The sequence below is a fragment of the Pseudomonas sp. GL_093 genome (genome assembly GCF_057837605.1).
This window is the reverse complement of the sequence record NZ_CM174448.1, coordinates 2,916,238-2,941,030: the sequence shown is the minus strand read 5'-3', so window position 1 is coordinate 2,941,030 and position 24,793 is coordinate 2,916,238. Positions and strand designations below refer to the sequence as shown.

23 protein-coding genes are annotated in these 24,793 nt (G+C 60.1%); 12 read left to right on the top strand and 11 right to left on the bottom strand.

The window, feature by feature from the left end; translation table 11 throughout:
* The 4 genes from AC3IUE_RS13590 to AC3IUE_RS13575 form a co-directional block, all read right to left on the bottom strand.
* Complete coding sequence (locus tag AC3IUE_RS13590) at nucleotides 1-1,278, bottom strand: epoxide hydrolase family protein (protein WP_489268040.1); 1,278 nt, start codon at nucleotides 1,276-1,278, stop codon at nucleotides 1-3.
* 401 nt (nucleotides 1,279-1,679) lie between these two features.
* Nucleotides 1,680-2,984, bottom strand: a complete 1,305-nt coding sequence (locus AC3IUE_RS13585) for an IS4 family transposase (RefSeq protein WP_489268819.1) — start codon at nucleotides 2,982-2,984, stop codon at nucleotides 1,680-1,682.
* A 190-nt stretch (nucleotides 2,985-3,174) separates the two neighbouring features.
* Nucleotides 3,175-3,591 carry an organic hydroperoxide resistance protein gene (locus AC3IUE_RS13580; protein ID WP_489268038.1) on the bottom strand — a complete coding sequence of 139 codons (417 nt, stop codon included), beginning with the start codon at nucleotides 3,589-3,591 and terminating at the stop codon, nucleotides 3,175-3,177.
* Between the two features lie 150 nt (nucleotides 3,592-3,741).
* Nucleotides 3,742-5,073, bottom strand: coding sequence for an aminotransferase-like domain-containing protein (locus tag AC3IUE_RS13575; RefSeq protein WP_489268036.1), 1,332 nt, complete (start codon nucleotides 5,071-5,073; stop codon nucleotides 3,742-3,744).
* Nucleotides 5,074-5,156: 83 nt separating this feature from the next.
* On the opposite strand from AC3IUE_RS13575, the gene AC3IUE_RS13570 reads away from it, so the two are divergent.
* Nucleotides 5,157-6,047, top strand: a complete 891-nt coding sequence (locus AC3IUE_RS13570) for a DMT family transporter (RefSeq protein ID WP_489268034.1) — start codon at nucleotides 5,157-5,159, stop codon at nucleotides 6,045-6,047.
* Here the strand turns inward: AC3IUE_RS13570 and AC3IUE_RS13565 are convergent.
* Nucleotides 5,995-6,402, bottom strand: a complete 408-nt coding sequence (locus tag AC3IUE_RS13565; protein WP_489268032.1) for a hypothetical protein — start codon at nucleotides 6,400-6,402, stop codon at nucleotides 5,995-5,997. The two genes, AC3IUE_RS13570 and AC3IUE_RS13565, sit on opposite strands and share 53 nt — an antisense overlap.
* Nucleotides 6,403-6,575: 173 nt before the next feature.
* Between AC3IUE_RS13565 and AC3IUE_RS13560 the strand changes: the two genes are divergently transcribed.
* Nucleotides 6,576-7,436 (top strand): CAP domain-containing protein, encoded by an 861-nt coding sequence (locus AC3IUE_RS13560; protein WP_489268030.1) that lies wholly within the window; start codon nucleotides 6,576-6,578, stop codon nucleotides 7,434-7,436.
* Nucleotides 7,437-7,452: 16 nt separating this feature from the next.
* Here AC3IUE_RS13560 and AC3IUE_RS13555 read toward each other — a convergent pair whose 3' ends face one another.
* From AC3IUE_RS13555 to AC3IUE_RS13540, 4 genes are all read right to left on the bottom strand, one after another.
* Nucleotides 7,453-8,082 (bottom strand): Vgb family protein, encoded by a 630-nt coding sequence (locus tag AC3IUE_RS13555; RefSeq protein WP_489268029.1) that lies wholly within the window; start codon nucleotides 8,080-8,082, stop codon nucleotides 7,453-7,455.
* A 36-nt stretch (nucleotides 8,083-8,118) separates the two neighbouring features.
* The gene (locus tag AC3IUE_RS13550; RefSeq protein ID WP_489268028.1) at nucleotides 8,119-9,339 is read right to left on the bottom strand and encodes a helix-turn-helix domain-containing protein; all 1,221 of its coding nucleotides are present in this window, start codon (nucleotides 9,337-9,339) and stop codon (nucleotides 8,119-8,121) included.
* A 69-nt stretch (nucleotides 9,340-9,408) separates the two neighbouring features.
* Entirely contained in the window at nucleotides 9,409-10,080 is a 672-nt protein-coding gene (locus AC3IUE_RS13545; protein ID WP_489268027.1) for a DUF2238 domain-containing protein, read from the bottom strand.
* A gap of 110 nt (nucleotides 10,081-10,190) precedes the next feature.
* Nucleotides 10,191-11,108, bottom strand: a complete 918-nt coding sequence (locus AC3IUE_RS13540) for a LysR substrate-binding domain-containing protein (protein ID WP_489268025.1) — start codon at nucleotides 11,106-11,108, stop codon at nucleotides 10,191-10,193.
* Nucleotides 11,109-11,307: 199 nt separating this feature from the next.
* On the opposite strand from AC3IUE_RS13540, the gene AC3IUE_RS13535 reads away from it, so the two are divergent.
* The 4 genes from AC3IUE_RS13535 (at nucleotide 11,308) to AC3IUE_RS13520 (ending at nucleotide 16,488) form a co-directional block, all read left to right on the top strand.
* Nucleotides 11,308-12,600, top strand: coding sequence for an MFS transporter (locus AC3IUE_RS13535; RefSeq protein ID WP_236713347.1), 1,293 nt, complete (start codon nucleotides 11,308-11,310; stop codon nucleotides 12,598-12,600).
* Nucleotides 12,601-12,630: 30 nt separating this feature from the next.
* The gene (locus AC3IUE_RS13530) at nucleotides 12,631-13,857 is read left to right on the top strand and encodes a CaiB/BaiF CoA transferase family protein (protein ID WP_489268023.1); all 1,227 of its coding nucleotides are present in this window, start codon (nucleotides 12,631-12,633) and stop codon (nucleotides 13,855-13,857) included.
* Nucleotides 13,854-14,648, top strand: coding sequence for a methylmalonyl-CoA decarboxylase (scpB, locus tag AC3IUE_RS13525; protein ID WP_489268021.1), 795 nt, complete (start codon nucleotides 13,854-13,856; stop codon nucleotides 14,646-14,648). Before AC3IUE_RS13530 ends, scpB begins: the two co-directional genes overlap by 4 nt.
* Before the next feature lie 535 nt (nucleotides 14,649-15,183).
* Nucleotides 15,184-16,488, top strand: a complete 1,305-nt coding sequence (locus AC3IUE_RS13520) for an IS4 family transposase (protein WP_489268817.1) — start codon at nucleotides 15,184-15,186, stop codon at nucleotides 16,486-16,488.
* A 283-nt stretch (nucleotides 16,489-16,771) separates the two neighbouring features.
* Here AC3IUE_RS13520 and AC3IUE_RS13515 read toward each other — a convergent pair whose 3' ends face one another.
* Together AC3IUE_RS13515 and AC3IUE_RS13510 are read right to left on the bottom strand one after the other, a co-directional pair.
* Entirely contained in the window at nucleotides 16,772-17,794 is a 1,023-nt protein-coding gene (locus AC3IUE_RS13515; RefSeq protein ID WP_489263402.1) for an IS110 family RNA-guided transposase, read from the bottom strand.
* A gap of 755 nt (nucleotides 17,795-18,549) precedes the next feature.
* Nucleotides 18,550-19,956: a purine-cytosine permease family protein gene (locus AC3IUE_RS13510; RefSeq protein WP_489268019.1), complete on the bottom strand. Its 1,407-nt coding sequence runs from the start codon at nucleotides 19,954-19,956 to the stop codon at nucleotides 18,550-18,552.
* Between the two features lie 325 nt (nucleotides 19,957-20,281).
* Between AC3IUE_RS13510 and AC3IUE_RS13505 the strand changes: the two genes are divergently transcribed.
* The 6 genes from AC3IUE_RS13505 (at nucleotide 20,282) to AC3IUE_RS13480 (ending at nucleotide 24,680) form a co-directional block, all read left to right on the top strand.
* Nucleotides 20,282-20,767, top strand: coding sequence for a flavin reductase family protein (locus tag AC3IUE_RS13505; RefSeq protein ID WP_489268017.1), 486 nt, complete (start codon nucleotides 20,282-20,284; stop codon nucleotides 20,765-20,767).
* A 102-nt stretch (nucleotides 20,768-20,869) separates the two neighbouring features.
* Nucleotides 20,870-21,913, top strand: coding sequence for an LLM class flavin-dependent oxidoreductase (locus tag AC3IUE_RS13500; RefSeq protein ID WP_489268015.1), 1,044 nt, complete (start codon nucleotides 20,870-20,872; stop codon nucleotides 21,911-21,913).
* Between the two features lie 63 nt (nucleotides 21,914-21,976).
* The gene (locus tag AC3IUE_RS13495; protein ID WP_177338838.1) at nucleotides 21,977-22,129 is read left to right on the top strand and encodes a hypothetical protein; all 153 of its coding nucleotides are present in this window, start codon (nucleotides 21,977-21,979) and stop codon (nucleotides 22,127-22,129) included.
* Nucleotides 22,130-22,221: 92 nt separating this feature from the next.
* Nucleotides 22,222-22,899: a cysteine hydrolase family protein gene (locus tag AC3IUE_RS13490; protein WP_489268013.1), complete on the top strand. Its 678-nt coding sequence runs from the start codon at nucleotides 22,222-22,224 to the stop codon at nucleotides 22,897-22,899.
* Nucleotides 22,900-22,904: 5 nt separating this feature from the next.
* On the top strand, nucleotides 22,905-24,269 hold the full coding sequence (locus AC3IUE_RS13485; protein ID WP_489268011.1) for a purine-cytosine permease family protein: 1,365 nt from the start codon (nucleotides 22,905-22,907) through the stop codon (nucleotides 24,267-24,269).
* A 147-nt stretch (nucleotides 24,270-24,416) separates the two neighbouring features.
* Nucleotides 24,417-24,680: a hypothetical protein gene (locus AC3IUE_RS13480; RefSeq protein WP_082555782.1), complete on the top strand. Its 264-nt coding sequence runs from the start codon at nucleotides 24,417-24,419 to the stop codon at nucleotides 24,678-24,680.
* Nucleotides 24,681-24,793 lie beyond the last annotated feature (113 nt).

Genomic DNA, 24,793 nt, shown 5'->3' with positions numbered 1-24,793 from the left:
TTAGCGCAGCGATCGGAACGCCGTGCGAAGTTCCTCGGTAAAAAGCTGCGGCTGTTCCCAGGCCGCGAAGTGGCCGCCCTTGTCGGCCTGGTGGAAGTAGATCAGGTTGCTATAAGCGCGCCTTGCCCATGTTTCTGGCGGGCAGTAGACATCCTCTGGAAACACCGTGACGGCCACCGGCAGCGAAATCTCGGTGGTCTTCTGTGCCGCCGAAGAAAGAGGGCTTCGCCCCATGTTCTCCCAATAGAGCCTTGCTGCCGAAGCGGCGCTATTCGTCAGCCAGTAGAGGGTGATGTCGTCCAGCACTTGATCCTTGGTCGGCGACTGTTGGGGGTCGGCGCCGTATGTCCACCGGGCAAAGCCTGGATGCACGAGCATGAGCGCGGCGAGGAAGGCCGGTGAATCCGTCGCGCCGTAACCGATCATCTGCGGTCGCGCGGCCATCATCGTGCTGTACGCCAGGTTCCCCTGTTTGACGAGCGTGGCGACGGCGTCATAGGTCGCGCGTTCCTTCTCGGTAAATCCCGCCGGCGCCGGTCCGCCGACAGCGAGCGCCGCGCTCGCTTCCGCCGGTATCGTGGCGGGCAGGTTAAGGTGAATACCGCGCAACCCGGCCGGCGCCTGGCGCGCCATCGCGCTGGTAATGGGGGCGCCCCAGTCGCCACCCTGGGCCACGTAGTGAGTGTATTCAAGGCGCTGCATCAGCTGCGCCCAGACCCGCGCGATGTGGTCCGGATCCCAACCGATACCACTCGGCTTGCCAGAGAAGCCGTAGCCAGGAATGGACGGAATCACCACGTCGAAGGCATCTGCCGCATTGCCCCCGTGCGCGGTCGGATCGGTGAGCGGACCGACGACCTTGATGAACTCGAACACGGAGCCTGGCCAACCGTGGGTCATGATCATCGGCAAAGCGTTCGGGTGGGGGGAGCGCACCCAGATAAAGTGGATCTCGACCCCGTCGAGAGTGGTCACGTACTGGGGCAGAGTATTGAGCTGCGCCTCGGCCTTGCGCCAGTCGTAGTCCGTGCCCCAGTAGCGAACCAGTTCCTGCAGCTGTGCCAGTTGTGCGCCCTGTGATTGATCGGAAACTGTCTCTTTGTCCGGCCAGCGGGTCGCTGCTATACGGTTGCGCAGATCGGTGAGGTCCTTGTCCGCAACATTGACGTGGAAGGGTCGAATGTCCTTGGGATCGGCGGCGGGAGCGGCGCTGGCGAGGGCCGAGACGCAAAGCGCGAGGGCCGCTATAGCGACCGCGAATGTGTGCTTCATCTTCATACCTCAGCTGAGGGATACGATGAGTCCGTCCATGGTGAGAATAGCGTGGGCGGAGGTCGGGCGGTGCAAGGCGCCCTTTACGATCTCGACGTCAGAAGGTTAGTCAATCCCGGACGTTTTCACACAACCTGAAACCGGTCATTCATGTTTGAACGCTGAACGCTTGCCGCGTTCCAGACAGCAAAACGCCCTTCCGGCTGGGCGCAGGGAGGGCGATCGGTGACGATGTCGACTCAGGCGCGGGCTTTGCTGAGGCGCGTGAACAGTTCCTTGGGTGCTTCCTTGCCATTGGCTGCGTAACAGGTCCGGCTCAGACCATTATGCTGTTCACTTAAGGTTGGGGTACATATCCGTTTCTGCGGTCACGGCGGCTATCGGTTTCGCTTTTACAGCCAGCCCTTTCAAGGTGTTTTCCCTTTATGGGCCTTAAGCACCCGATCGGTCGACACATGAGCATTGGCAGCCTTTCCCTCCAGCCATTCCTTGGGCTTGGCGATTTTTGGGCCGCGTATGCTTTTGGCGACCTGCTTAGGCTTGATATTCCTGGCCAGCGCCAACAGCCGCTTTGCCAGTGTTTCTGAGGTTGATTGAAGTAACAGGTAATCTGAGGGCAGCGCGATCTGCATGCCCTCATAACCGCTCCGCACTTGCACCGCCAGATGGAAGGTCGAGGCTTCCCAACCTTCAGGCTGCGTCTCGCGGTGAGCCTGTTCCACACTACGTTTGAGAACCGCCAGAACGTTGTAGGCCAAGATCGCTGAGGCAAAACCCAGCAAGGCCGCCCGGGGAGAGCCGAGGCTTTCGATTTCACTGTCCAGCACCGATTCAAGGCGCTGGAACATCCCTTCGATACTCCAGCGACGACGGTATAAATTGGCGATTTGCTCAGCGCTGATGGTGTCGGGCAAATTGCTCCAGAACCACATCACACAGTCGCCTGATTCGGTAGGTGTTTGCAGGCTCAGTTCAACTCGGCGCCAGCGGTAGCCGCCTTTGAGTTCGATAATTTGTTCGCGTACTGTCCCGGCTTCGACAGGCACCGGCTCTTGCCAGTCGCTTTCCTGAATCAACCGTGGATGCTTGCTCGGCTGGCGAATAATGAACGAAGCGCTCGTTTCCTCGCAGGCCTGCATGACGGGCAGCGTGCAATAAAGTCGATCGGCCATCCACAGCTGTCCCGCACTGGCGCGGGCTAACAACGGCAGCACGCTGACGCGCTCACTGGCGTAGGCATCCTCGCAAGGCTGCAAGTCAACGATCTGATCCAGGTCAGGATCGTAAACCACTACCGAAAACCCCGGCCGAGCCGCGCCTCGTTCACGCCGCAAAGCCCCCAAGCGTTTTTCGGTAGACGGCAGGTGATTGCCGTCAACGATGCGCAGCTGCCAGCCGGGCAAAATGGCCGAACAGCCCAACTCTTTTATCGTCGGAGCCAAGCGCTCTGCGCTGCCGGTGACCAAGGCTCGCAGCAATGCCGGTTCTGTGCGGCTGACCTTGTCATAGAGCGCCGCCAAGGTAACCGGTAGAGCATCCATCTGGCGCGCAGCGGCATGTAAGGAAGGCCGTAGGCCCAATGAAACAAGGGACATCAGCTCAACGATGGTCGAAAACAAAAGCTCACGCGGGTACTGGCGTTGACGATGCTCTTCAAACACCTGATCAACCCACTCAGCAGGAATGGCATGCTCCAGTGCCAACTTGACCATGACACTGGCCGGTGCCTTTTTTTCAAACCGCGCTAGAACTTCTGCCCACATCGTTTTCGTCACCCTGACTGGAGTTTTGGGGGATTTTAAACGAAGACCTTGAAAGGGCTGGCTGTAAAAGCGAAACCGTAATCAGCCATCACCGCAGAAACGGATATGTACCCCACCCCAAAGTGAACAGCATTACGGCTCACACCAGATTGATTTCGACGTTGATGTTGCCCCGCGTAGCTTTTGAGTAAGGACACAGTTTGTGCCCTTCATCCACCAGCACCCGGGCGGTTTCGCGGTCCATTCCCGGCAGGCTGATGTTGAGGCGAGCCTGCAGGAGATAACCACCTGCGTTGGTGCCCAAATCAACTTCGGCGTCAATGGCCAGGTCAGGGGGGAGCGTGACCTTCATTTTGCCGGCAGCGACCTGCATCGCACCGATGAAGCAGGCTGACCAACCGGTGGCGAACAACTGCTCCGGATTGGTGCCTTCACCCTTGGTGCCGGGGGACGAAAGCTTGACTTCGAGTCGTCCATCATCACTGCGTGATGCGCCGTCCCGCCCACCCGTGGTGTGGACTTTGGCGGTGTACAGTACTTTTTCGATCTGGGTCATGATGATCTCCTGATTGAAAATGCTGGATGATAAAGATTGCCCTCTGTGGACCAGTCCTTCTTGCTTGATGGATTCGCCACTCGTCAGGGCGCTTGCAACACCTGCAGCGGACTGGACCTTTCAATATAGATGGCGGTGGGCGACTTCAAGCTATGAATAAGCACCAATCACCCACTTAACTTTTTCCAGCGCCTCCCGCAGTGCGCCCATCTCTGCCGACCCCAGCGCCAAGCGAATCGCATGCGGCACATGAGCAGAAGTCGCAAAAGGCTCAGCGGTTGAAACCGCCACTTTTTCACGCAGCAGCGCCGCGGCGATCTGGTCTGCCCTCGCATCTTCAGACAAAGGCAGCCAAAGAAAATAGGACGACGGATGACGAATGCACGGAAGGCCCGCCAGCACTTCTGCGGCCATGGTCTGCCTGGCCTGCGCATCCCGACGTTTTTCAGCTTCCAGTTGCATGACGGTGCCATCGTCGAGCCACGTGCTCGCGATTGCTGTCAGCACACCCGGAGTATTCCAGGTGGTCGCCCTGATCGTTCGCTCCAGCGCAGGCACTTTTTCGGCCGGGGCGGCGACGAAACCTACACGCAATCCGGTGGCCACACTCTTGGAGAGCCCTGAAACGTAAACGGTCCGCTCGGGTGCGAGCTGCGCTAACGGTGCCGGCGGGTCCTCGGCAAGGAAGGCATACGCCGCGTCCTCGATGATCAGCAAGTCATGCCTGCGCGCAATCGTCACCAGCGACTCGCGCTGATCGGCACTCATCACCCACCCGAGCGGATTGTGCAGCGTCGGCATCGAGTACACCGCCCGCACGCGGCGGCTCCGGCACAGACGGTCCAGCGCCTCCAGATCAGGTCCGTGTTCGGTCACGGGAATGGACACGATTTCAAGGTGCAAGGCTTCGGCCAGCACGATGAATCCTGAATAGGTCAGCGCATCCGCTGCGATCACGTCACCGGGTTGTAGCAGCGCCATCATCGTCACGGCCAGTCCATGCTGGGCACCGCTGACCATCAGCACTTGCTCGGCATTCACCGTCAGCCCTCGGGCGAGCAGATGGCGCGCCACCGAGGCGCGCTCATGCAGACGCCCGGCGTGTGGCTGGTAGCGCAACAGCGACTCCAGATCACCGCCGGACGCGAGCTGGCGCAGCGCATTTCGCAAGAGTTCTGCCTGCCCTGGCAGCGAGGGATAGTTGAAGTTGAGGTCGGTCATTCCCACGGCAACGTTTTTCTGGTCGATGCCCAAGCCCGGCGGCAACGACGTCTCCCGCACGAACGTGCCTCGCCCCGTCTCGCCGCTGACCAGGCCCATGGCTTCGAGCTCTGCATAGACCCGACTGGCGGTCACCAGCGCCAGCCCTTCTGTTGCCGCCAGTTGGCGATGCGTCGGCAAGCGCGTGCCCGGCAGCAATCGGCCTGACCGGATGTCAGCCGCCAAAGCATCCACTAATGACTTGTACCGTGAACGAGGCATGTCGAGATGTATCCATGACAATTTTTTGATTGTAGTGATCGTCGATCATACGATGGAACTCTGCAAATTGAGAGTGCCTCCAGATGGAACGGACCCTGCAAAACCCAATGACGGAAAAGACCGCGAGCGGCTGGCTCAACGGATTTATCGGTGTGCTGATTTTCAGCGGCTCGCTGCCGGCCACACGGTTGGCCGTGCTGGAATTCGACCCGGTGTTCCTGACCGTTGCCCGAGCGGCGATTGCCGGGCTCCTGGCGCTGTGCATGCTGGTGCTGTTTAAAGAAAAACGTCCCGCCAAGCATCAGCTTATGCCTTTGGCGATTGTGGCAATGGGCGTTGTAGTAGGGTTTCCGCTGCTCACGGCGCTGGCGCTTCAGTACGTGACGTCGGCGCATTCCATCGTCTTCGTTGGCCTGTTGCCACTCGCCACTGCGGTGTTCGGCGTGTTGCGTGGAGGGGAACGGCCCCGGCCGGTGTTCTGGTTCTTCTCGGTGCTGGGCAGCGCGTTGGTCGTGGGGTTTGCCGTCTCGCAAGGCCTGACCGCTTCGCCGACAGGCGACATCCTCATGCTGCTGGCCATCCTCGCCTGCGGGCTGGGTTACGCAGAAGGCGCAAAGCTTTCAAGAACCCTGGGAGGCTGGCAGGTGATCTCTTGGGCGTTGCTGCTGTCGCTGCCCGTCATGGTCCCGCTGACCTGGCTCATGGCCCCGGCTTCGTTCTCGGGAATCACCTCGTCCGCGTGGTTGAGCCTGGCTTACGTATCGATCTTCAGCATGCTGATCGGTTTCGTATTCTGGTACCGCGGGCTGGCCCAAGGCGGGATTGCCGCCGTCGGCCAGCTGCAACTACTGCAGCCGTTTTTTGGTTTGGCGCTGGCAGCCACGCTGCTTCACGAACACGTCAGCATCGGCATGTTGGGGGTTACCGTCGCGGTGATCCTTTGCGTGGCCGGGGCGCGAAAGTTTTCGAAGTGAGCGGACGCGACAAGCGCTGCTGCCAGTTACCGGCATTGGCGCGCTGACATTCTTCTTCAGAATCGAACTGCACATGGGCCGATACCGGGCTGACGAGAACGTCCGCTTCGCTTAACGCAATGGCGGTCAACTCGAGCATGCGTTCGCTCTGCCCACTGGCCAGCGCCTGATCCTTGTTGGCCTGCGTATCGAAGACCCAGATGACCCGCAGACTGGAGGGAAACAGGTCGTAATCGATCTCGTGGGTCAGCCAGCAGAACCCGAGGATTTCCACTTTGGCCGTCTCACATGCCTCGGTCAGGGTGGCCACCAGGCGACGCTCGATGTGCGCCTGATCGCGTTTGCTTAACGGCATGATTGGGTCCTTGTGACGGGTAAAAAGAAGCCATCATACGACACCGCCATGTCCTCTTTGGCGGACGCTCTGCACCCAGCGCAAATATGTCTCTTTCGCCCGTGAACCTTGTGTTGACGCGCCAGTCATAGCCGAGCCGTGAATTCCACTTGCCCGCTCAGAGCTATTCATCCATGCGCCAAACCCTCCTGTTCGTTCGCGTTGCCTCGCTCTGTTTCATTCCTCTGTTTTCCCTGTTCGCCAACCCCGCCCACGCCGGTGCCGAAAGGCAATTGGTGGAAGCCATCAACGACTACCGCGCTCACCCCGATCGCTGCTCGGGGCGCGCGGGTCGAGCGTTATCGCCGCTGGCATTGAAGTCGAACCTGGCCTTGCCGATCGGCTATGGCGGCGGTTTGCGCGATCGATTGAAAGCGTCTGGCTATCAGGCGGTGAGCGTGCGCACGATTCGCGTGGTCGGTGCGCAGGATGCCGATGAGGCCTTCGACATGCTCCAGAACGATTACTGCGGGGCGTTGCTTGATACCCAATATGCCGACATTGGCGTCAGCCGCGCCCGGAGTGAGTGGCAGGTGGTGCTGGCGCAGCCCGTGCTGGACAGTCGTGTGGGTGATTCGCGAACCGTCAGCAAAGCATTGCTGGCACAGGTCAATGCGGCACGCTCGAAGCCGCGACTTTGCGGTCGTCAGCGCTTCGCCGCCACGCGGCCATTGGCCTGGAACGCAGCCTTGGGCGCAGCGGCACAAGGGCACAGCAAGGCAATGGCCTACGGCAACTACTTCGCACACCAGGACCCCGACGGTGACATGCCCGCGGACCGGGCCAGAGCCGCTGGTTTCCGTGGCCGGCAGATCGGCGAGAACATCGCTGCCGGCCAGGGCTCACCGAACAAGGCCATGTCGGGCTGGCTGGCCAGCCCGGGGCATTGCGCCAACCTGATGAACCCGATGTTTACTCAGGTGGGTGCGGCCTATGCGGCGGACGCACGTAGTGATGAAGGCGTTTATTGGACGATGTTGTTTGGCGCGCCGTGAGTGATTGAGCGGCGCCTTATTTGGGGCGCCGCACCGCCCTCACCTTTCCACTGCCACCGCCGCCGCAGAAAAACTGATCGCCGCCGTCCGATTCAAGCCCCGACACCCCGACGCCGGCCGGCAGCTTCACGCTCTCCAGCACCTCGCCGGTGGTCGAATCGATATGGCGTAACTCACTCTCGTCTTCTTCCCAAGTTCCATGCCACAGCTGCCCCTCGACCCAGGTCACCCCGGTGACAAAGCGGTTGGATTCAAGGGTGCGCAGAATCGCGCCGGTCTCGGGATCGATCTGATGGATCTTGCGATCCCGATACTCGCCGACCCACAGCGTGCCTTCTGCCCACGTCAGCCCTGAATCACTGCCGCCAGGCGCCGGAATAGTCGCGAGTACACGGCCGGTCTGCGGGTCAATTTTCTGGATGCGGTCCTCGGCGATCTGGAACAGGTGCTGGCCATCGAAGGCGGTGCCGGCATGGGCGGCGACATCGATTGAACGCAGTGTCTTGCCACTTTCAGGGTCCAGGGCGTTGAGTTTGTCACCGGTGGCAAACCACACGTGCTGACCGTCCCAGGTGACGCCATGCACTTTGTCGACACCGGCAAAGGGTCCATATTCACGAAGGATTTTAGCTGCTGACTGTTTCATGTTGGCATTCCTCGTTACGGGTGGGTGACGTTCATCCTAGTCACCCGGCAGTGGCACCGGGAGTAACAAGGTCGTCGCGAAACCCGGCACCGGCGGGGTCATCCAGCGACGTGCCCGACCGCGACCGAACGACTGCACCTTGCCCGCGCGGGCCAGTTCATCGAGTGCCCGTTGCACCGTGCGCTGGCTGGCACCGAGGGCCAGTGCCAGGGCCGAGCTCGACCACGACTCACCGTCGACGAGAAAAGCGAACACCGACCCGTGCTTCTCTTCGACGTGTTGCGCCAGCACCACAACGTCAGAGGCAACCAGCGCCACCAGCGCAAAACCACGTGGGGTTGCAGTGACGCCGGCCAAGGGTTTAAGCGCCGCGCGCAGTCGCCCGACTTCGACTCGTAACCGCGCGCGAAGGGACTCATCGGCGTGCTTCAAACGAAAGGCCCGGGCAATCAGCGTTTCCCTCGACACGTCGGCCGGCCACGCTTCGGCCAGTGCCCGCGCGAGGGCGAACAAGACCGGGCGTGTCGCGAGGGGAACCGACATGCCGGCGCCACGCACCACGTAGCGACAGGCGTCCACGACCAGCGACGTGGACGCGAGCAACGCTTCAACCTCATCCAGCAACAGAGGCCGTTCTTCGCCATAGGCAATCAAACGCGCGACGGGCGTGTCCAGGACAAGGGCAGCGTTTTCCACCTCGGCCGTCAACGCAGGAATATCGGCGTCGCGGGCGGCGTGCTCGGCTCTTGTGAGTGCAGACCGCGCCTTGTTCGTCTCGAGTCGTCGCATCGCGATTCCCGCCACGACCAGTTCGTGGGCGGCGCGCAATGCCGGCGGCAAGGGCGCGGGGTCAAGCTCGGCGAGCAGCACCTCGGCCTGTTCGAGATGCCCGATCAGCAGCAAACGCCGGATCTGCAGATACCGCGCATGAGCAGCGTTCACTCGATCGCCGTGTGCCTCAAGCGTCACCCGCGCCGACTCGAGTGCCTTCACCGGCCAGCCCAACTCCCGGGAGGCCAGCGCGATCTCGGCCTCGGCGACCACACACCGCGCCCGAGCCAAGGCCTCCTTCGGCCCGAAGGCCCGCGCCGCCTTCTGCACCAGCGCCTTGGCTCGCACCAGATCACCGAGTTGCGCCATCGCAATCCCGCGCAACGCCAGTGCCGGCGCATCGTCGCGCAACGCGACCCGATTCAGCGCGCCGAGCGGATCACCCGCCGCCAGCGCCTGCGCTGCGGCCGTGATCAGCGAGTCCATCGCAATCCCGCCACCGTTGTCACTCCCACCATAGGATGTTCGCTGTTGAGTCTATCTCACGACGACCCATCACGAAGGAGGCCGCCCGACATTCGAATGTTGGGCCTGAGGAACGGCGCGCTTTTGCTTGCACAGCAAAACCACGCACTCACTGACAAAGGCCCCGGCCACTGCCAACGCCATGTCTTTCTGTGAATCCCAGGGATCGTTCTGCGCGCCGACGAAGGCACGCGAGGTGTCGTCGCCCAGGTAGGCGCCACCAATCCATTCCACCAGTTCGTAAATGGCCGACGTCGACAGAATGATGTTCAACGCCATAAACACCAACCAGAAACCCCGCAACGGCGTCAGGCGCACCAACACTTCTCGAATGGGATAGACCATCAACAGCCCATAACTCAAATGGACCAGCCGATCAAAATGATTGCGATGCAACCCCAGCGCTTTATCGAAGCTGACCCCGGTCAAGGCTGAACACCATTGGTCGTACGGCACCTTGGCATAGGTGTAGTGAGAACCCAGTTCGTGAATGCACAGGAAAACGAATACCAGGCTGATGGAAACAGCCGACAGGCGAAACCGGCCAGAAACCGCCACCAAAGCGCCCACCAGTAACAGCACCAACAGGTTTTCCAGTGCCCAATCCACTCGGCTGCGGGGTGAATAACCCGACACCACGACGATCAACACAAACAGCATCAACAGCGTCAGGTCGTATCGCTGGTGTGCCTTGGGCTGCATGGTTTGAGCTCCTCAATCGGAGAATGACGACGGCTCCAGAGTCCTTCTCAATGGATCAACTGATCGCGAGTCCGGTTCAGGCACACCGACAAAAGGCGGCCCTCACAACGTTATCGCCCTGCCGCCCACCCCGGCTGCCGCCCGAAGTCTTTGAACAGTTCAAAAATGGTCGCTTTGACCTTTTGCACCGCGTTGCTCTCGACGACCGTGTCATGCCAGCACAGCGAAAGATCACGGGTGAACAGTCGATGATCGATCCTGGCCAGTTTGAGCCTGTGTTGCTCAAGTTCAACGTGGGCGGCCGCCCACGGCAGGATCGTCACGCCCAGTTTGGCCAGGACGGCCGAGAACAGCAGGTCCGTGGAGTTGGCCTCGAACTCAACCTCGCAGTGCAGACCCGCCTCCTGGAAGGCCGACTCGACCCGGCTGCGAATCGTGTTCGGCGCACAGGGCAGCACCAGCGGCATCTTCGCCAACGCCTCGATCGACACCGGTCCATCCGGTAACGAAAACTCGGGCCACGCCACCAGGTACAGCGTTTCGGTGAACAGCCGCTGCATGGCCATGCCACGGGTTTCGACCGCATCGACATTCACCGCCAGTGCCACCCGCCCCACCGTGATCAGGCGTCCAAGGTCAGCGCTCGGGGCATCGATCAACTCGAGCTTGATGCCCGGATAGCGACTGCGAATCGTGCGTGCGAGTGGAATCGCCAGCATGCGTGCGGTACTCGACGGCATGCCGACCGACACTTTGCCCTGCGGGAATTCGGCGTCCTGACGCAGCAGTTCCTGGGTACCGTCGGCCTGGCGCAGCAGTTCGATGGCATGCCGATACAGCGTCTGTCCCGCCGCCGTGGGCACCACGCCATGCACGCTGCGCTCGAGCAGTTGCATGTCCATGTCCAGTTCCAGATTGCGCATCTGCTGGCTGATCGCAGGCTGCGCAATGTGCAGCGCTTCGCTGGCGCGAGTGATGTTGCCGCACTCGACCACTTTGATGAAATACCGCAACTGGCGCAGGTCCATGCATCCCTCCAAAGCCATATAACTTTCCGATGGAAGCAGAGGAATATCATATTTGAAGCTTATGAGATACGACGCCTAGACTCGTCTCACAACAAACGAAGCGCCAACGGCCGCCACCGGCCAGCAGCGCTTCTATAGGCCTGATAAGGGTCAATGGGAGATCTCAATGTCTAGAGTGTTAACAGCATCAGCAACGAGCGTGAAACCCATCAAGACGCCCCTGACCCGCGAGCAGATTCGCGGCTTCTGGACGGTCTACGTGGGATGGGTTCTGGATGGCGTGGATTCGGTGATCTTCGCACTGGTTCTGATTCCCGCCCTGACCGAGCTGCTGCCCGCCTCGGGCATTGAGCCCACCGCCACCAACATCGCCATGTACGGGTCGATCACGTTCGGGTTGTTTCTGATCGGCTGGGGGATGTCGTTCATCTGGGGGCCGCTCGCCGACCGCTTTGGCCGGGTGAAGATGCTGGCCGCCAGCATCCTGGTCTATTCACTGTTTACCGGCGCGGCGGCGTTCTCGGAGAACATCTGGCAGTTGGCGGCATTCCGGCTGATCGCCGGGATTGGCGTCGGCGGTGAGTGGGCACTCGCCGGCACCTACGTGGCCGAGAGCTGGCCGGAAGACCGGCGCAAGATGGGCGCGGGTTATCTGCAAACCGGCTACTACTTCGGCTTCTTCATTGCCGCGTTGCTGAACTACACCGTCGGCGCCACTTACGGCTGGCGCGTGATGTTTCTCTGCGGCCTGTTCCCGGCGTTCATTGCGATCTATACCGCGTTGAAAGTGAAAGAGCCGGGCCAGGTGCGCAACGCTGCGCTCAACCTCAAAACGCCCGCGTTGAAGCCTGCAACCCGCGCGTCGTGGTGGGAAATCTTTGCCCCGGCCTTTCGGCGCCGCACGCTGACCAGCTCTTTATTGGTCGGGGTCGCCATCGTCGGCTTGTGGGCCGGTTCGGTGTATGAAGCGACGGCCGTCGTCACGCTGGCCACCCAAGCGGGTATCGATCACGTCGGCGCGGTGCACCTCGCCTCCATCGGTGCGGCGGTGCTGTCGCTCAGCACGATTCTCGGTTGCCTCGTGGCGCCCTGGTTGGCCGAACGACTGGGCCGGCGGGTAGCGCTGGGCATCTATTTCGCCGGCATGGCGGCATCGATCATCGTCGCGTTCGGCTGGGTGTTCTACATGGACGATGGCCTTCATCTGTTCATGGTGTCGCTGGTGTTCCTCGGCTTCTTCGGCGGCAACTTCGCGATTTTCTCACTCTGGCTGCCCGAGCAGTATCCGACCCGCATCCGCGCCACGGCCTTCGCCTTCAATGCCTCGGTCGGCCGCTTCATCGGCGCCGGCGTCAATTTCCTGCTGGCCGCTGCGATTCACTGGTACGGCTCGCTGGGCGCGCCCATCGCCTGGACGGCCGCGGCCTTTGTGGTCGGCATTCTGATCCTGCCGTTTGCCGTCGAAACCCGTGATCAGACCTTGCCGCAATAACACGCACCTGACCATTCATTGGAGAACCCTATGCAAGCTTTGCAAGGCGTGAAGATTGTCGATCTGAGTCGCGCACTGTCGGGGCCGTTCTGCACCATGGTGCTGGCAGACCTCGGTGCCGATGTGATCAAGGTCGAGCCCGGCCCGACCGGCGATATGAGCCGAACCTGGGGCCCGTTCGACCGGGGCGTGAGCACTTACTACCTGTCGTGCAACCGCAACAAGCGCGGCCTGTGCATCGACTTCCGCAATCCCCAGGGATTGGCCACGATCCAGCGGCTGATCGATGATGCCGACGTCGTCATCGAGAACTTCAAACCCGGCACGCTGGAGAGTATGGGGCTCGGTTATGACGTGCTCAGCGCCCGTAATCCGCGACTGATCATGGGCAGCATCAACGCCTTTGGCGCGGACGGGCCGATGAGCAGTTGGCCGGGTTTCGACCAGATTGCCCAGGGTTATTCGGGGTTGATGAGCCTGACCGGTTTCGTCGATGGCGACCCGACGCGCACCGGCACCGCCATCGGCGATTTGACCTCGGGCATGTGGCTGGTGACGGCGGTGCTGGCGGCCCTGCTGGAGCGCTCGACAACCGGGCACGGCCAACACGTGAGCACCTCGTTGCTGGCCAGTTTGGTCGGGCTGTTGAGTGTGCACGGTCAACGTTATCTCAGCCTGGGTGATGTGCCGCGTCGTACCGGCAATGCGCATTCGGTGATTGCGCCTTATGGCGTGTTCCAGACGCTGGACGGCCCGCTCAATCTGGCGCCGATCACCTCGGCTATGTGGGGGCGTTTGTGCGTGCTGCTCGATTTACCAGAGCTGCCGGATGACCCGCGCTTTGCCACCAACGAAGCACGCGTCGACCGGCGTGACGAGTTGCGGGAGATTCTGGAAAGCCGCTTGAAAACCCGCAGCAAACTCGAATGGACCACGCTGTTCGTCGAGGCAGGATTACCCGCCGGTCCGATCAACACGCTCGACGAAGTGTTCGACGACCCGCAAGTGCTGCACAGCCGACTGACCGAGACACTCACGCACCCGACACTGGGCGCATTGCGTCAGGTGGTGACACCGGTGTTCAGCGCCACCAACGGCGCCGCTAGCAGCCCGCCGCCGCTCCTGGGCGAACACACCATCGAAGTCCTGCGCGAAGCCGGTTTCGATGCCGCATCGATCAACGCACTGCTCGCCGCCAAGGTCGTGTTCCAGGACACCGACGATTCGCCCGCACACTCAACAGGAACCGCCCAATGAACCCAACCTCCTCTGCCACTGTGACCGTCAACATCGTCGATGAACGCATCGCGCGGGTGGTGTTCAGCAACCCCACCCACCGCAACGCCCTCAGCGCGCAGTTGCTGGCATCCCTCGACGAAAGCCTCGCCGCCCTCGCCTCACATCGCATCCCGGTGGTGATACTCGGCAGCGAAGTGGGCCAACCGGTGTGGAGCGCCGGCCATGACATACGCGAACTGCAACATGACCGCGACCCGATTGCCTACGGCAAACCCCTCGAACAAGTATTGCGCCGCATCCGCGCCTACCCCGGCGTGGTGATCGCCCTGATTTCCGGCTCGGTATGGGGCGGCGCGGTCGACCTCGCCATGAGCTGCGACCTGGTCGTCGCCGATCACAGCGCCAGCTTCGCGATGACCCCGGCCAACATCGGCTTGCCCTACACCACCAGCGGGTTGTTGCGGTTCTTCAACAACTTGCCGATTCATGTGTTGAAGGAAATGTTCTTCACCGCGCAGAAACTGGATGCCGAACGGGCGGAACGGTTCGGCGTGATCAACCGGCTAGTCGATAGCGAAACGTTGGAAGCGACTGCGCTCGACATGGCCCAAGGCATCGCCGGCAAAGCGCCGCTGGCCATTGCCGCGGTGAAGGAGCAATTGCGGATTCTGGAAGACCTGCAACCAATGCCCGTGCGGGCGATGGAGCAGATTGCCGAACTGCGGCGACAGGCCTGCGAAAGCGCCGATTTCACTGAAGGGTTGGCGGCCTTCACCGAGCGCAGGCCGGCGGTGTTCTGCGGTAAATAGGACTTCCAAGGAACGTTTGATTTACCGAATAAGTAAGGCTCTTTATAGGTAATGCTGTTCACTTAAGGTAGGACCTGAAGCCAAAGCAACGGCAACGGCAACGGCAAGATCAAAAGATCGCAGCCTCGCTTCGCTCGACAGCTCCTACAGGGAAATGCGTTCACTGAAGCCAGGCCGGCTGGCAGGCCGCCTCGCTTTGGCGTTTGCGGTGCACGCCCCCTCGAGAGGCCGAGTGGAGGTTCTGCGCAGTGGGCAACCCGGCATGGATGCCGGGTTAGCCGCCCCCGGCCATGGATGGCCGATGGCGGCGGGCCCACGGAGCAGGACCGGAGCGAGGGCATGCCGAGCCTAGGCGAGGCACCGAACGACAGGGGCAAGAGCCCTTGGTTACTTGGGGCTCTTCCAAGTGACTCGCTGTAAAAGCCAGCCCTTTCAAGGTCTTCGTTTAAAATCCCCCAAAACTCCAGTCAGGGTGACGAAAACGATGTGGGCAGAAGTTCTAGCGCGGTTTGAAAAAAAGGCACCGGCCAGTGTCATGGTCAAGTTGGCACTGGAGCATGCCATTCCTGCTGAGTGGGTTGATCAGGTGTTTGAAGAGCATCGTCAACGCCAGTACCCGCGTGAGCTTTTGTTTTCGACCATCGTTGAGCTGATGTCCCTTGTTTCATTGGGCCTACGGCCTTCCTTACATGCCGCTGCGCGCCAGATGGATGCTCTACCGGTTACCTTGGCGGCGCTCTATGACAAGGTCGGCCGCACAGAACCGGCATTGCTGCGAGCCTTGGTCACCGGCAGCGCAGAGCGCTTGGCTCCGACGATAAAAGAGTTGGGCTGTTCAGCCATTTTGCCCGGCTGGCAGCTGCGCATCGTTGACGGCAATCACCTGCCGTCTACCGAAAAACGCTTGGGGGCTTTGCGGCGTGAACGAGGCGCGGCTCGGCCGGGGTTTTCGGTAGTGGTTTACGATCCTGACCTGGATCAGATCGTTGACTTGCAGCCTTGCGAGGATGCCTACGCCAGTGAGCGCGTCAGCGTGCTGCCGTTGTTAGCCTGCGCCAGTGCAGGACAGCTGTGGATGGCCGATCGGCTTTATTGCACGCTGCCCGTCATGCAGGCCTGCGAGGAAGCGAGCGCTTCGTTCATTATTCGCCAGCCGAGCAAGCATCCACGGTTGATTCAGGAAAGCGACTGGCAAGAGCCGGTGCCTGTCGAAGCCGGGACAGTACGCGAACAAATTATCGAACTCAAAGGCGGCTACCGCTGGCGCCGAGTTGAACTGAGCCTGCAAACACCTACCGAATCAGGCGACTGCGTGATGTGGTTCTGGAGCAACTTGCCCGACACCATCAGCGCTGAGCAAATCGCCGACTTATACCGTCGTCGCTGGAGTATCGAAGGGATGTTCCAGCGCCTTGAATCGGTGCTGGACAGTGAAATCGAAAGCCTCGGCTCTCCCCGGGCGGCCTTGTTGGGTTTTGCCTCAGCGATCTTGGCCTACAACGTTCTGGCGGTTCTCAAACGTAGTGTGGAGCAGGCTCACTGCGAGACGCAGCCTGAAGGTTGGGAAGCCTCGACCTTCCATCTGGCGGTGCAAGTGCGTAGCGGTTATGAGGGCATGCAGATCGCGTTGCCCTCAGACTACCTGTCACTTCAATCGACCTCAGAAACGCTGGCAAAGCGGCTGTTAGCGCTGGCCAGGAATATCAAGCCTAAGCAGGTCGCCAAAAGCATACGTGGTCCAAAAATCGCCAAGCCCAAGGAATGGCTGGAGGGAAAGGCTGCCAATGCTCATGTGTCGACCGATCGGGTGCTTAAGGCCCATAAAGGGAAAACACCTTGAAAGGGCTGGCTTTTACAGCGAGTCACTTGGAAATGTATGGTCAGCCCATCTCCTGCAACCTCATCGGCTGTTTTCGGTAAAGCTGGCTTGCGCTAATGTATCCGGGCTCATTGTGAGCGTTGCGGTAACAACGCTCGGCCCTCGATGAGTAGCCGCTCCCGACTGTCCTAAAAAAGCCCTCAGCCTTTAAAGCTGATTTCCATGCCAGGTTCTCAGTCGGGCCATTTGCCGTTTACTGTCATCAGTCGGTGACGTCGCAAAAGCCGGTGATAAAGCTGTAGTTTCAAGCGTTCGGATGTGGGTTGTACTGGCCACCCTTGGCCAGTACCGCCCACACAATTCGCGCCAGTTTGTTCGCCAACGCACACGCTACGACATTGGAGTGCCGACGCGTCAGCAGCTCCCGAACCCAAGACCCTAGCGCATCCTCTCGTTTGTCGATACGCAGCATGATTGATCGCGCGCCTTGTACCAGTAATCGACGTATGTGCTTGTCGCCGCGCTTGCTGATCCCCAGTAACACCGTCTTTCCACCCGTTGAATACTGCTTTGGCACCAACCCTAACGAAGCGGCAAAATCGCGCCCACTGCGATAGTTCGATGCATCACTCATGTCCGCCAGTAATGCGCTGGCGGTGATGGGGCCGATGCCAGGAATGCTCTGCAAACGGCCGCCGGTATCATCTTCTTTCAACTGCTGATTCAGGTCGGACTCGATGTCCTTGATTTCATCATTGAGCTGTTGAATTTGATGATGCAGGCGCATTACCAAGCCCTTGAGACGCAATGGAACCGGGTGCTGCGGGTCGTCCAACAGCGCCGGCACGCGGTGCAACGCAGCGACGCCAATGGGCAGGCTGATCCCGAACTCCAGCAGAAATCCGTGAATTTGGTTGGTCGCGACGGTGCGATGGCCAATCAATGAATCGCGGACACGATGCAGGGCCGAAAGCGTTTGCTGTTCTGCGGTTTTGATCGAGCAGAAGCGCATGGCGGGGCGGCTTGCCGCCTCGCAAATCGCTTCGGCATCAATGAAGTCGTTTTTGTTGCCTTTGACGAACGGTTTGACGTACTGCGGGGCAATCAGCTTCACCTCGTGGCCCAATGCCCTGATCTGTCGAGCCAGCCAGTGAGCGCCGCCGCAAGACTCCATCACCACCGTGCAGGCGGGTAATTGGACCAATGTGCTGAGTAATTGGCCTCGGCTGGTTTTCTTGCGCAATACCTGATGACCTTTGGCGTCCTGGCCATGCAGGTGGAAACTGTGTTTGCCAATGTCGATACCCAGAAGCGTCATCGTGTTCATGAGAGATCCTCCGACAAAAACGAGAAAAGCCCTGCAAGCGTAAACCTGCAGGGCTTCTCGGTCAGGCTGACCATCTCATTAAGCCCCAAGTAACCAAGGGCTCTTGCCCCTTTCGTTCGGTGCCTCGCCTAGACTCGGCATACCCTCGCTCCGGTCCTGCTCCGTGGGCCCGCCGCCATCGGCCATCCATGGCCGGGGGCGGCTAACCCGGCATCCATGCCGGGTTGCCCACTGCGCAGAACCTCCACTCGGCCTCTCGAGGGGGCGGTGCATCAAGATCAAAAGCTGCAGGCGAGCTAACGCTCGGCCTGTTGAGTGGTGAGGAGCGAAAGCTGTACGCCGATCCATTGTGGGAGCGAGCCTGCTCGCGAAGCTGTTGATCTTGCCGTTGCCGTTGCCGTTGCCGTTGCTTTGGCTTTTGATTTCGATCTGTTGCCCCTTTCCCAGAGGCCGAACGCAGGTATTGCGCAGGGGGCACCGCGGCAAGGATGCCGCGGTAGCCGCCCCCGGCCATGGATGGCCGATGGCGGCGGGCCCCCGGAGCAATGCCGGAGTGAGGGCATGCCGAGCCTAGGCGAGGCACCGAATGGAGGGGCAAAGCCTTTTGGTTCCTTTTTGGCGTTTGAAAAAGGGACTCGCTGTAAAAGCGAAACCGCCAGCCGCCGTTACCGAAGAAACGGATATACACACCACCTAGCACAAACAAAAATACCCGGCAGAAGCCGGGCATTCCAGACGCGAACTCAAGTCAGACGCTAGCTTGTGTAACCCAGTTTCGCGGCCTTGCCCTCTTGCCCCAGCCCACGCGTAGCCAGGCAGTAATACAACGGGCAAGTCACCACCAACCCCACCAGCCACGACAAATCAGCCCCGTCCACCAGATTGGCATACGGCCCAACATACAACGACGTATTGGCAAACGGCAGCTGCACGATAATCCCGATGAAATACGCAACGATCGCATGCAGATTGAACCGCCCGTAAATCCCGCCATCCGCACGGAAAATCGAGGCAATGTCATAGCTGCCACGCTTGATCAGATAGAAATCAATCAGGTTGATCGACGCCCAAGGCACCAACACCAGCAACAGCGCCAAAATCAACCCGATGAACTGCGAGATAAAATCCGCCGAAGCGCCCAATGCGACAAAACAGCAACCCGCCAGCACGACACTCGACAACACCACGCGCACTTTGATGCTCGGCGTCCACTGACTGGCGAAGGTCTGGATCGAGGTGATGATCGACAGCACCGCGCCATACAGATTCAAGGCGTTGTGGCTGATGATGTTGAGCAAAAACAACACCATCAGGATCGGCCCCAGCCAGCCAGTGGATTGCTTCACCGCCGCCATCGCCTCGGTACCTTCCGGAGTGGCCAGCACCGCCACCGCGCCGAAAGTGAACGACAGAATGGTGCCTAGAGTCGCACCCAGATACGTGGCGAAAAACGGCCGGGCAATCCCGATATCCGCCGGCAGGTAACGCGAGTAGTCCGACACATAAGGCGAGAAGCTGATCTGCCAGATGATTCCCAACGACACCGTTGCCAGCCAGCCCGACAGGTTGAAACCGCCGCGGGTGAAGAAGTCCGCCGGCAGGTCATGGGCGAAGATGTAAAGGAAACCGGCGAGCAAGGCACTGCCCATGACCCAGGTCCCGATGCGATTGAGGGTGTGAATGAAGCGGTAGCCGATCACCCCGATCGCGGTGGCGCTCAAGGCGCCGATGAGGATGCTCGCCGGCACCGGAACCGAAGGCGCGATGCCGACAATTGACTTTCCGGCCAGCACGATATTGGAGATGAAAAAGCCGATGTAGATGATCGCTGCAAAGAACACGATCAGCAGCGCACCGTAACGGCCGAACTGGCCGCGGCTCTGCACCATCTGCGGAATCCCCATGCGCGGACCTTGCGCCGACGCCAGGGCAATCACCAGACCGCCGACCATATGTCCGAGCGCAATCGCCAACAGCCCCCAGAACAGGTCAAGGTGGAACACTTGAACCACCATGGCGCCGGTCACGATGGGCAGCGGTGCAATGTTGGTACTGAACCATAAAGTGAAAAGGTCGCGGGCCTTCCCGTGGCGTTCCGCGAGTGGGACGTAATCGACCGTGTGATTCTCGATCAGGGGGTCTTGCCGGGACATCTGGGACATGTGCATGAACTCTAGTTTGTCTGATCTTATAGTTGTACGAAGCCAAACCGGGGGAGCTCTTTGGCCGCCCCTCAGATGCCGGTCATATTATGGTATTCCATCTTTTTAACAAGACTGATCCAGTCTTTTAGCGCCCATCTGAGCCGCAATCCTCAAGCATCAGCGCCCGTTTAAACGGGCTACAAGCCCCGTAAACATTGGCTACAAGACCAAAGACGTACGTTTATCGGGTCAAAAAAAAAGCCCTTGCAAACTATGTATTACGGTATACCATCAGACCTACAAACACATAAAAACCCGCATTACACCGCCAGAGGACCGTCCCATGATCGATGCCGCCATCTACAAACAAGTGATGGGTTCGTTTCCTTCCGGGGTGACTGTGATCACCACGCTGGATGACGATGGCCAAATCGTCGGCCTGACCGCCAGCGCCTTCAGCTCGCTGTCCATGGACCCGGCCCTGGTGCTGTTCTGCCCCAACTACAGCTCCGATTCCTATCCGGTACTGATCAAGAACAAACGCTTTGCCATTCACGTCCTGTCCGGCGGCCAGCAGAGCGAAGCCTATGCTTTCGCGCGCAAAGGCAAAGACAAGGCGCAAGGCATCGAATGGACCTTGAGCGAACGGGGCAACCCGATTCTGGACAACGCCACGGCGGTGATCGAATGCGAGTTGTGGCGCGAATACGAAGGGGGCGACCACGCGATCATGGTCGGCGCGGTGAAGAACCTGATCGTGCCCCAGCAGAACGCCGGGCCACTGGTGTATTGCCACGGCAAAATGGGCGCCCTGCCCGTGCTCGCCTGATCCAGAAAATATTTTGCGCATAGTGCGAATGTCGATACGCCAATAATCAGCCAGCCGACTCCCGATCGACAGGCCAACAATAAAAGATCCGAGGTAAGCGTCATGAAGTTTTCCCTGTTCGTGCACATGGAACGTTGGGACGAAAGTGTCAGCCACCGTCAGCTGTTCGAAGACTTGACCGAACTGACCCTGATGGCCGAAGCCGGCGGTTTCAGTACCGTCTGGATCGGCGAACACCACGCCATGGAATACACCATCTCGCCGAGCCCGATGCCGCTGCTGGCCTACCTGGCCGCCAAGACCACCACCATTCACCTCGGCGCCGGCACCATCATTGCGCCGTTCTGGCACCCGTTGCGGGTCGCCGGCGAATGCGCACTGCTGGACGTGATCAGTAACGGCCGCATGGAAGTCGGTCTGGCCCGTGGCGCTTATCAGGTGGAGTTCGACCGCATGGCCGGTGGCATGCCCGCCTCCTCCGGCGGCCAGGCGCTGCGCGAGATGGTTCCGGTGGTGCGCGCCCTGTGGCAAGGCGATTACGCCCACGATGGCGATATCTGGAAATTCCCGACGTCCACCTGTGTGCCGAAGCCGATCCAGAAGCCTAACCCGCCGATGTGGATCGCCGCTCGCGACCCGGACTCACACAACTTCGCCGTGGCCAATGGCTGCAACGTCATGGTCACGCCGCTGATGAAGGGCGACGAAGAAGTCCTCGACCTGAAGAACAAATTCCAGGCGGCCCTGGACAACAACCCGGACGTGCCACGTCCGCAACTGATGGTGCTGCGTCACACCCACGTCCACGCGACAGATGATCCCGAAGGCTGGAAAGTCGGGGCCAAGGCGATCTCCAGGTTCTATCGCACCTTCGATGCCTGGTTCGGCAACAAGGAAGTGCCGGTCAACGGCTTTCTGGCGCCGAGCCCGGAAGAGAAGTTCGCCGAGCGCCCGGAGTTCAAGCTGGAGAGCCTGCACAAGACCGCCATGATCGGTACCCCGGAAGAAATTATCCCGCGCATCAAGTACTACCAGGAACTGGGGGTCGACGAATTCAGCTTCTGGTGCGATAACAGCCTGCCCCACGCGGAGAAGAAAAAATCCCTGGAGCTGTTCATCAAACACGTGGTCCCGGCGTTCCGCTGAGTCCACCACCCTGCCCCTCGGACGCGAAGCCGGGGGGCTGACTGACGTGTAGGGTCGATTCCAATGATCAATGATCGCCGCCCATCACTCGCCCTTCCCTCCGGCGCCGAGCAGGCTTACCTGCGCGGCGAATGGACCGCTTCGCATCTCCATTTCAAGCGTCTGCGCGCCAGCGTTACCGCCAAGCAGAACGGCTTCTGGCAACCCGTTCACTGAGCCCCCCCGAACTGGAATTCACGCACTCCACGTCTCGTCATCACGAGGCGTGCCCGGTGCTTTGTGCTTCGGCCCATGATCAGGTTTGCTCAATGAACAATAAAAACGCGCTGTTGATCATCGACATGCAGCAGGAGGACGGTTTCGTCCTGGAAAACCTCGACACGGTGGTGACCCACACCGCTGCTCTGCTCGAGACCGCCCGCCGTCAGCGGGTGCCTGTCATCTATACCCGCCACATCAATCAGGCCGACGGCAGTGACTTGCCGCGCGGCGAACCGCGAGCGGCCGACGGCGGCCCCAGCAGCTATCGCGCCGGCACCCGGCAGGTGGAAATCATCGAACGTCTGGCGCCGCAGCCTGATGAACTCATTATCGACAAGGGCCGTTACAGCGCCTTCCATCGCACCGACCTGGATGCCCGACTCAAGGCGCTCGGGGTCGATACCCTGATCGTCTGCGGCGTGTTGACCGATGTCTGCGTGCTCAGCACGGTGTTCGACGCCTTCGCCCTGGGTTATCACATTCGGCTGGTCAGCGATGCCTGCACCACAACCACACTCGCGGGACATTACTCGGCGCTGCTGATCATGGCCAACTGGGTCTACGCCCTGGAAATCCTGACCTGCGCCGAATGCCTGCGAGCCCTGGAGAACCGCGATTATCTAAGCCTGATCCCCGAGCGCCCGGACCTGTTCGCCCACCAGCCCCATGAGCTGGAAAGCACCATCGCCCGTTTGCAAACCCACCTCGCCCGGACTCAGGAGTAATCGCCATGCAAGTCGAAAAAAGAAGCATCGATTTCATCCCTGAGACCGAACGCCATGGCCAACCGGGTTCGCTGTTTTTCATCTGGTTCGGCGCCAACATGAACATCACGACCATTGCGTCCGGTGTGTTGCCGGTGGTGATGGGGCTCAATCTGTTCTGGAGCGCATTGGCGATCATCATCGGCTCGCTGTTGGGGGCGATTTTCATGTCCTCCCATTCTGCCCAGGGGCCAAAACTCGGCATCCCGCAAATGATCCAGAGCCGGGCGCAATTCGGCGTGCTGGGAGCGGTGTTGCCGCTGCTGTTCGTGATGTTGATCTACCTGGGGTTCTTCGTCAGCAACACCTTGCTCGCCGCCCAGGCATTGGAGTCCGTCAGCCCATTGCCGGCCACCGGCAATATCTACCTGATCGGGGCGTTGTGCTTTGTCGTCGCGCTCTACGGTTATCGCCTGATCCATCGCCTGCAGAAAGTGCTGTCGCTGCTTTCGTTGTTGGTGTTCATCGCCGCTACGGTGCTCGCCTTGCAGCTGCCGATCCCGGCCGAACAATGGCTGGCAACGGGCTTCTCATTGTCGAAGTTTCTGGTGGCGGTGAGCATTGCCGTGACCTGGCAACTGTCCTACGCGCCGTATGTAGCCGACTACTCGCGTTACCTGCCGAGCAGCACGCCGACCGCAAAGGTGTTCTGGTACAGCTACGCCGGCACGGTCAGCGGCGGTGCCTGGATGATGATTCTCGGGGCGATCCTCAGCGTCGGCATCAGCGACTTTTCAAGCAACGTCGGCAGCCATGTCGCCGGGCTGTTTGGGAGCGGCGCGTTGCTGCTGTTCGCCTTCATCGTCTATGGCCAGGTGTCGATCAATGTGTTCAACCTGTACGGCGCCTTCATGTCGACCATTACCGTGATCGAACCTTTTGCCCGGCTCAAGGTGACGCCTCGGGTACGCGGTCTGTTCATGCTGGTGATCAGCCTGGTGGCCACGGCCTTGTGCACCATCAGTCAGGACGACTTCATCAACTTTTTCCTCAACTTCATTTTCTTCATGAGCTATTTCCTGATCCCTTGGACGGCGATCAATCTGGTGGACTACTACTGCCTGCGCAAAGGCCAGTACCGGATCGATGACATCTTCGACAAGGACGGGATCTACGGGCGCGTCAACTGGATCGCCTGCGGCAGCTTCGTCTTGGCAATCGCCCTGGAAATCCCCTTCATGAACACCACGTTGTATGTCGGCCCGGTGGCCAACGCCCTGGATGGCGTAGACCTGGCCTGGATCATCGGGTTGCTGGTGCCCGCCCTGAGCTACTACTGGCTGATGAAACTCGCCAAGCGTGCTCCGCTGGTGGGTGAAGCGCTGCCGTAGATCACTGAAAGACACAGCGCCGGTCAAGGCCGGTGCTGTGCCTTGCCATTCATCGGTAAAACTCAACAAACGAAAATGCTTGCCGATAGTCAGGACAATGCCCCATCGTCTGGGGATCCTGGAATGTGTAGCAGCGGGTTAAAGCTGATGAAAGATATCTATCTACTGATCGAGCACGGCATCGATCAGGGCGAAGTGTATGTACTGGGCTATTTCGATGATGAACGCAAGGCTAAGGAAGTCGCCGAGGAGAAGGAGTGGGAGGCGTATCGCGCCAGTTTGAAAGCCGAGCATGTATGGTCCAGCCACAAGCCGTTGGCCCCGGATAAAACAGCTTATCGGCGTTACTGGATCAAAGCGGTTTCCAGGTTTGAGCGCGTACCTGTCCCGAGATCCTCAGCAGTCCACTGAAATTGAGCCAGTGCCGAATTTCAGGCAAAAAAAATCCCAGGCAGCTGATGGACGCCTGGGACTCAAAATGCATAAACCGTGGTGGTGAACGCGGGGCGAATATTACTTAATAT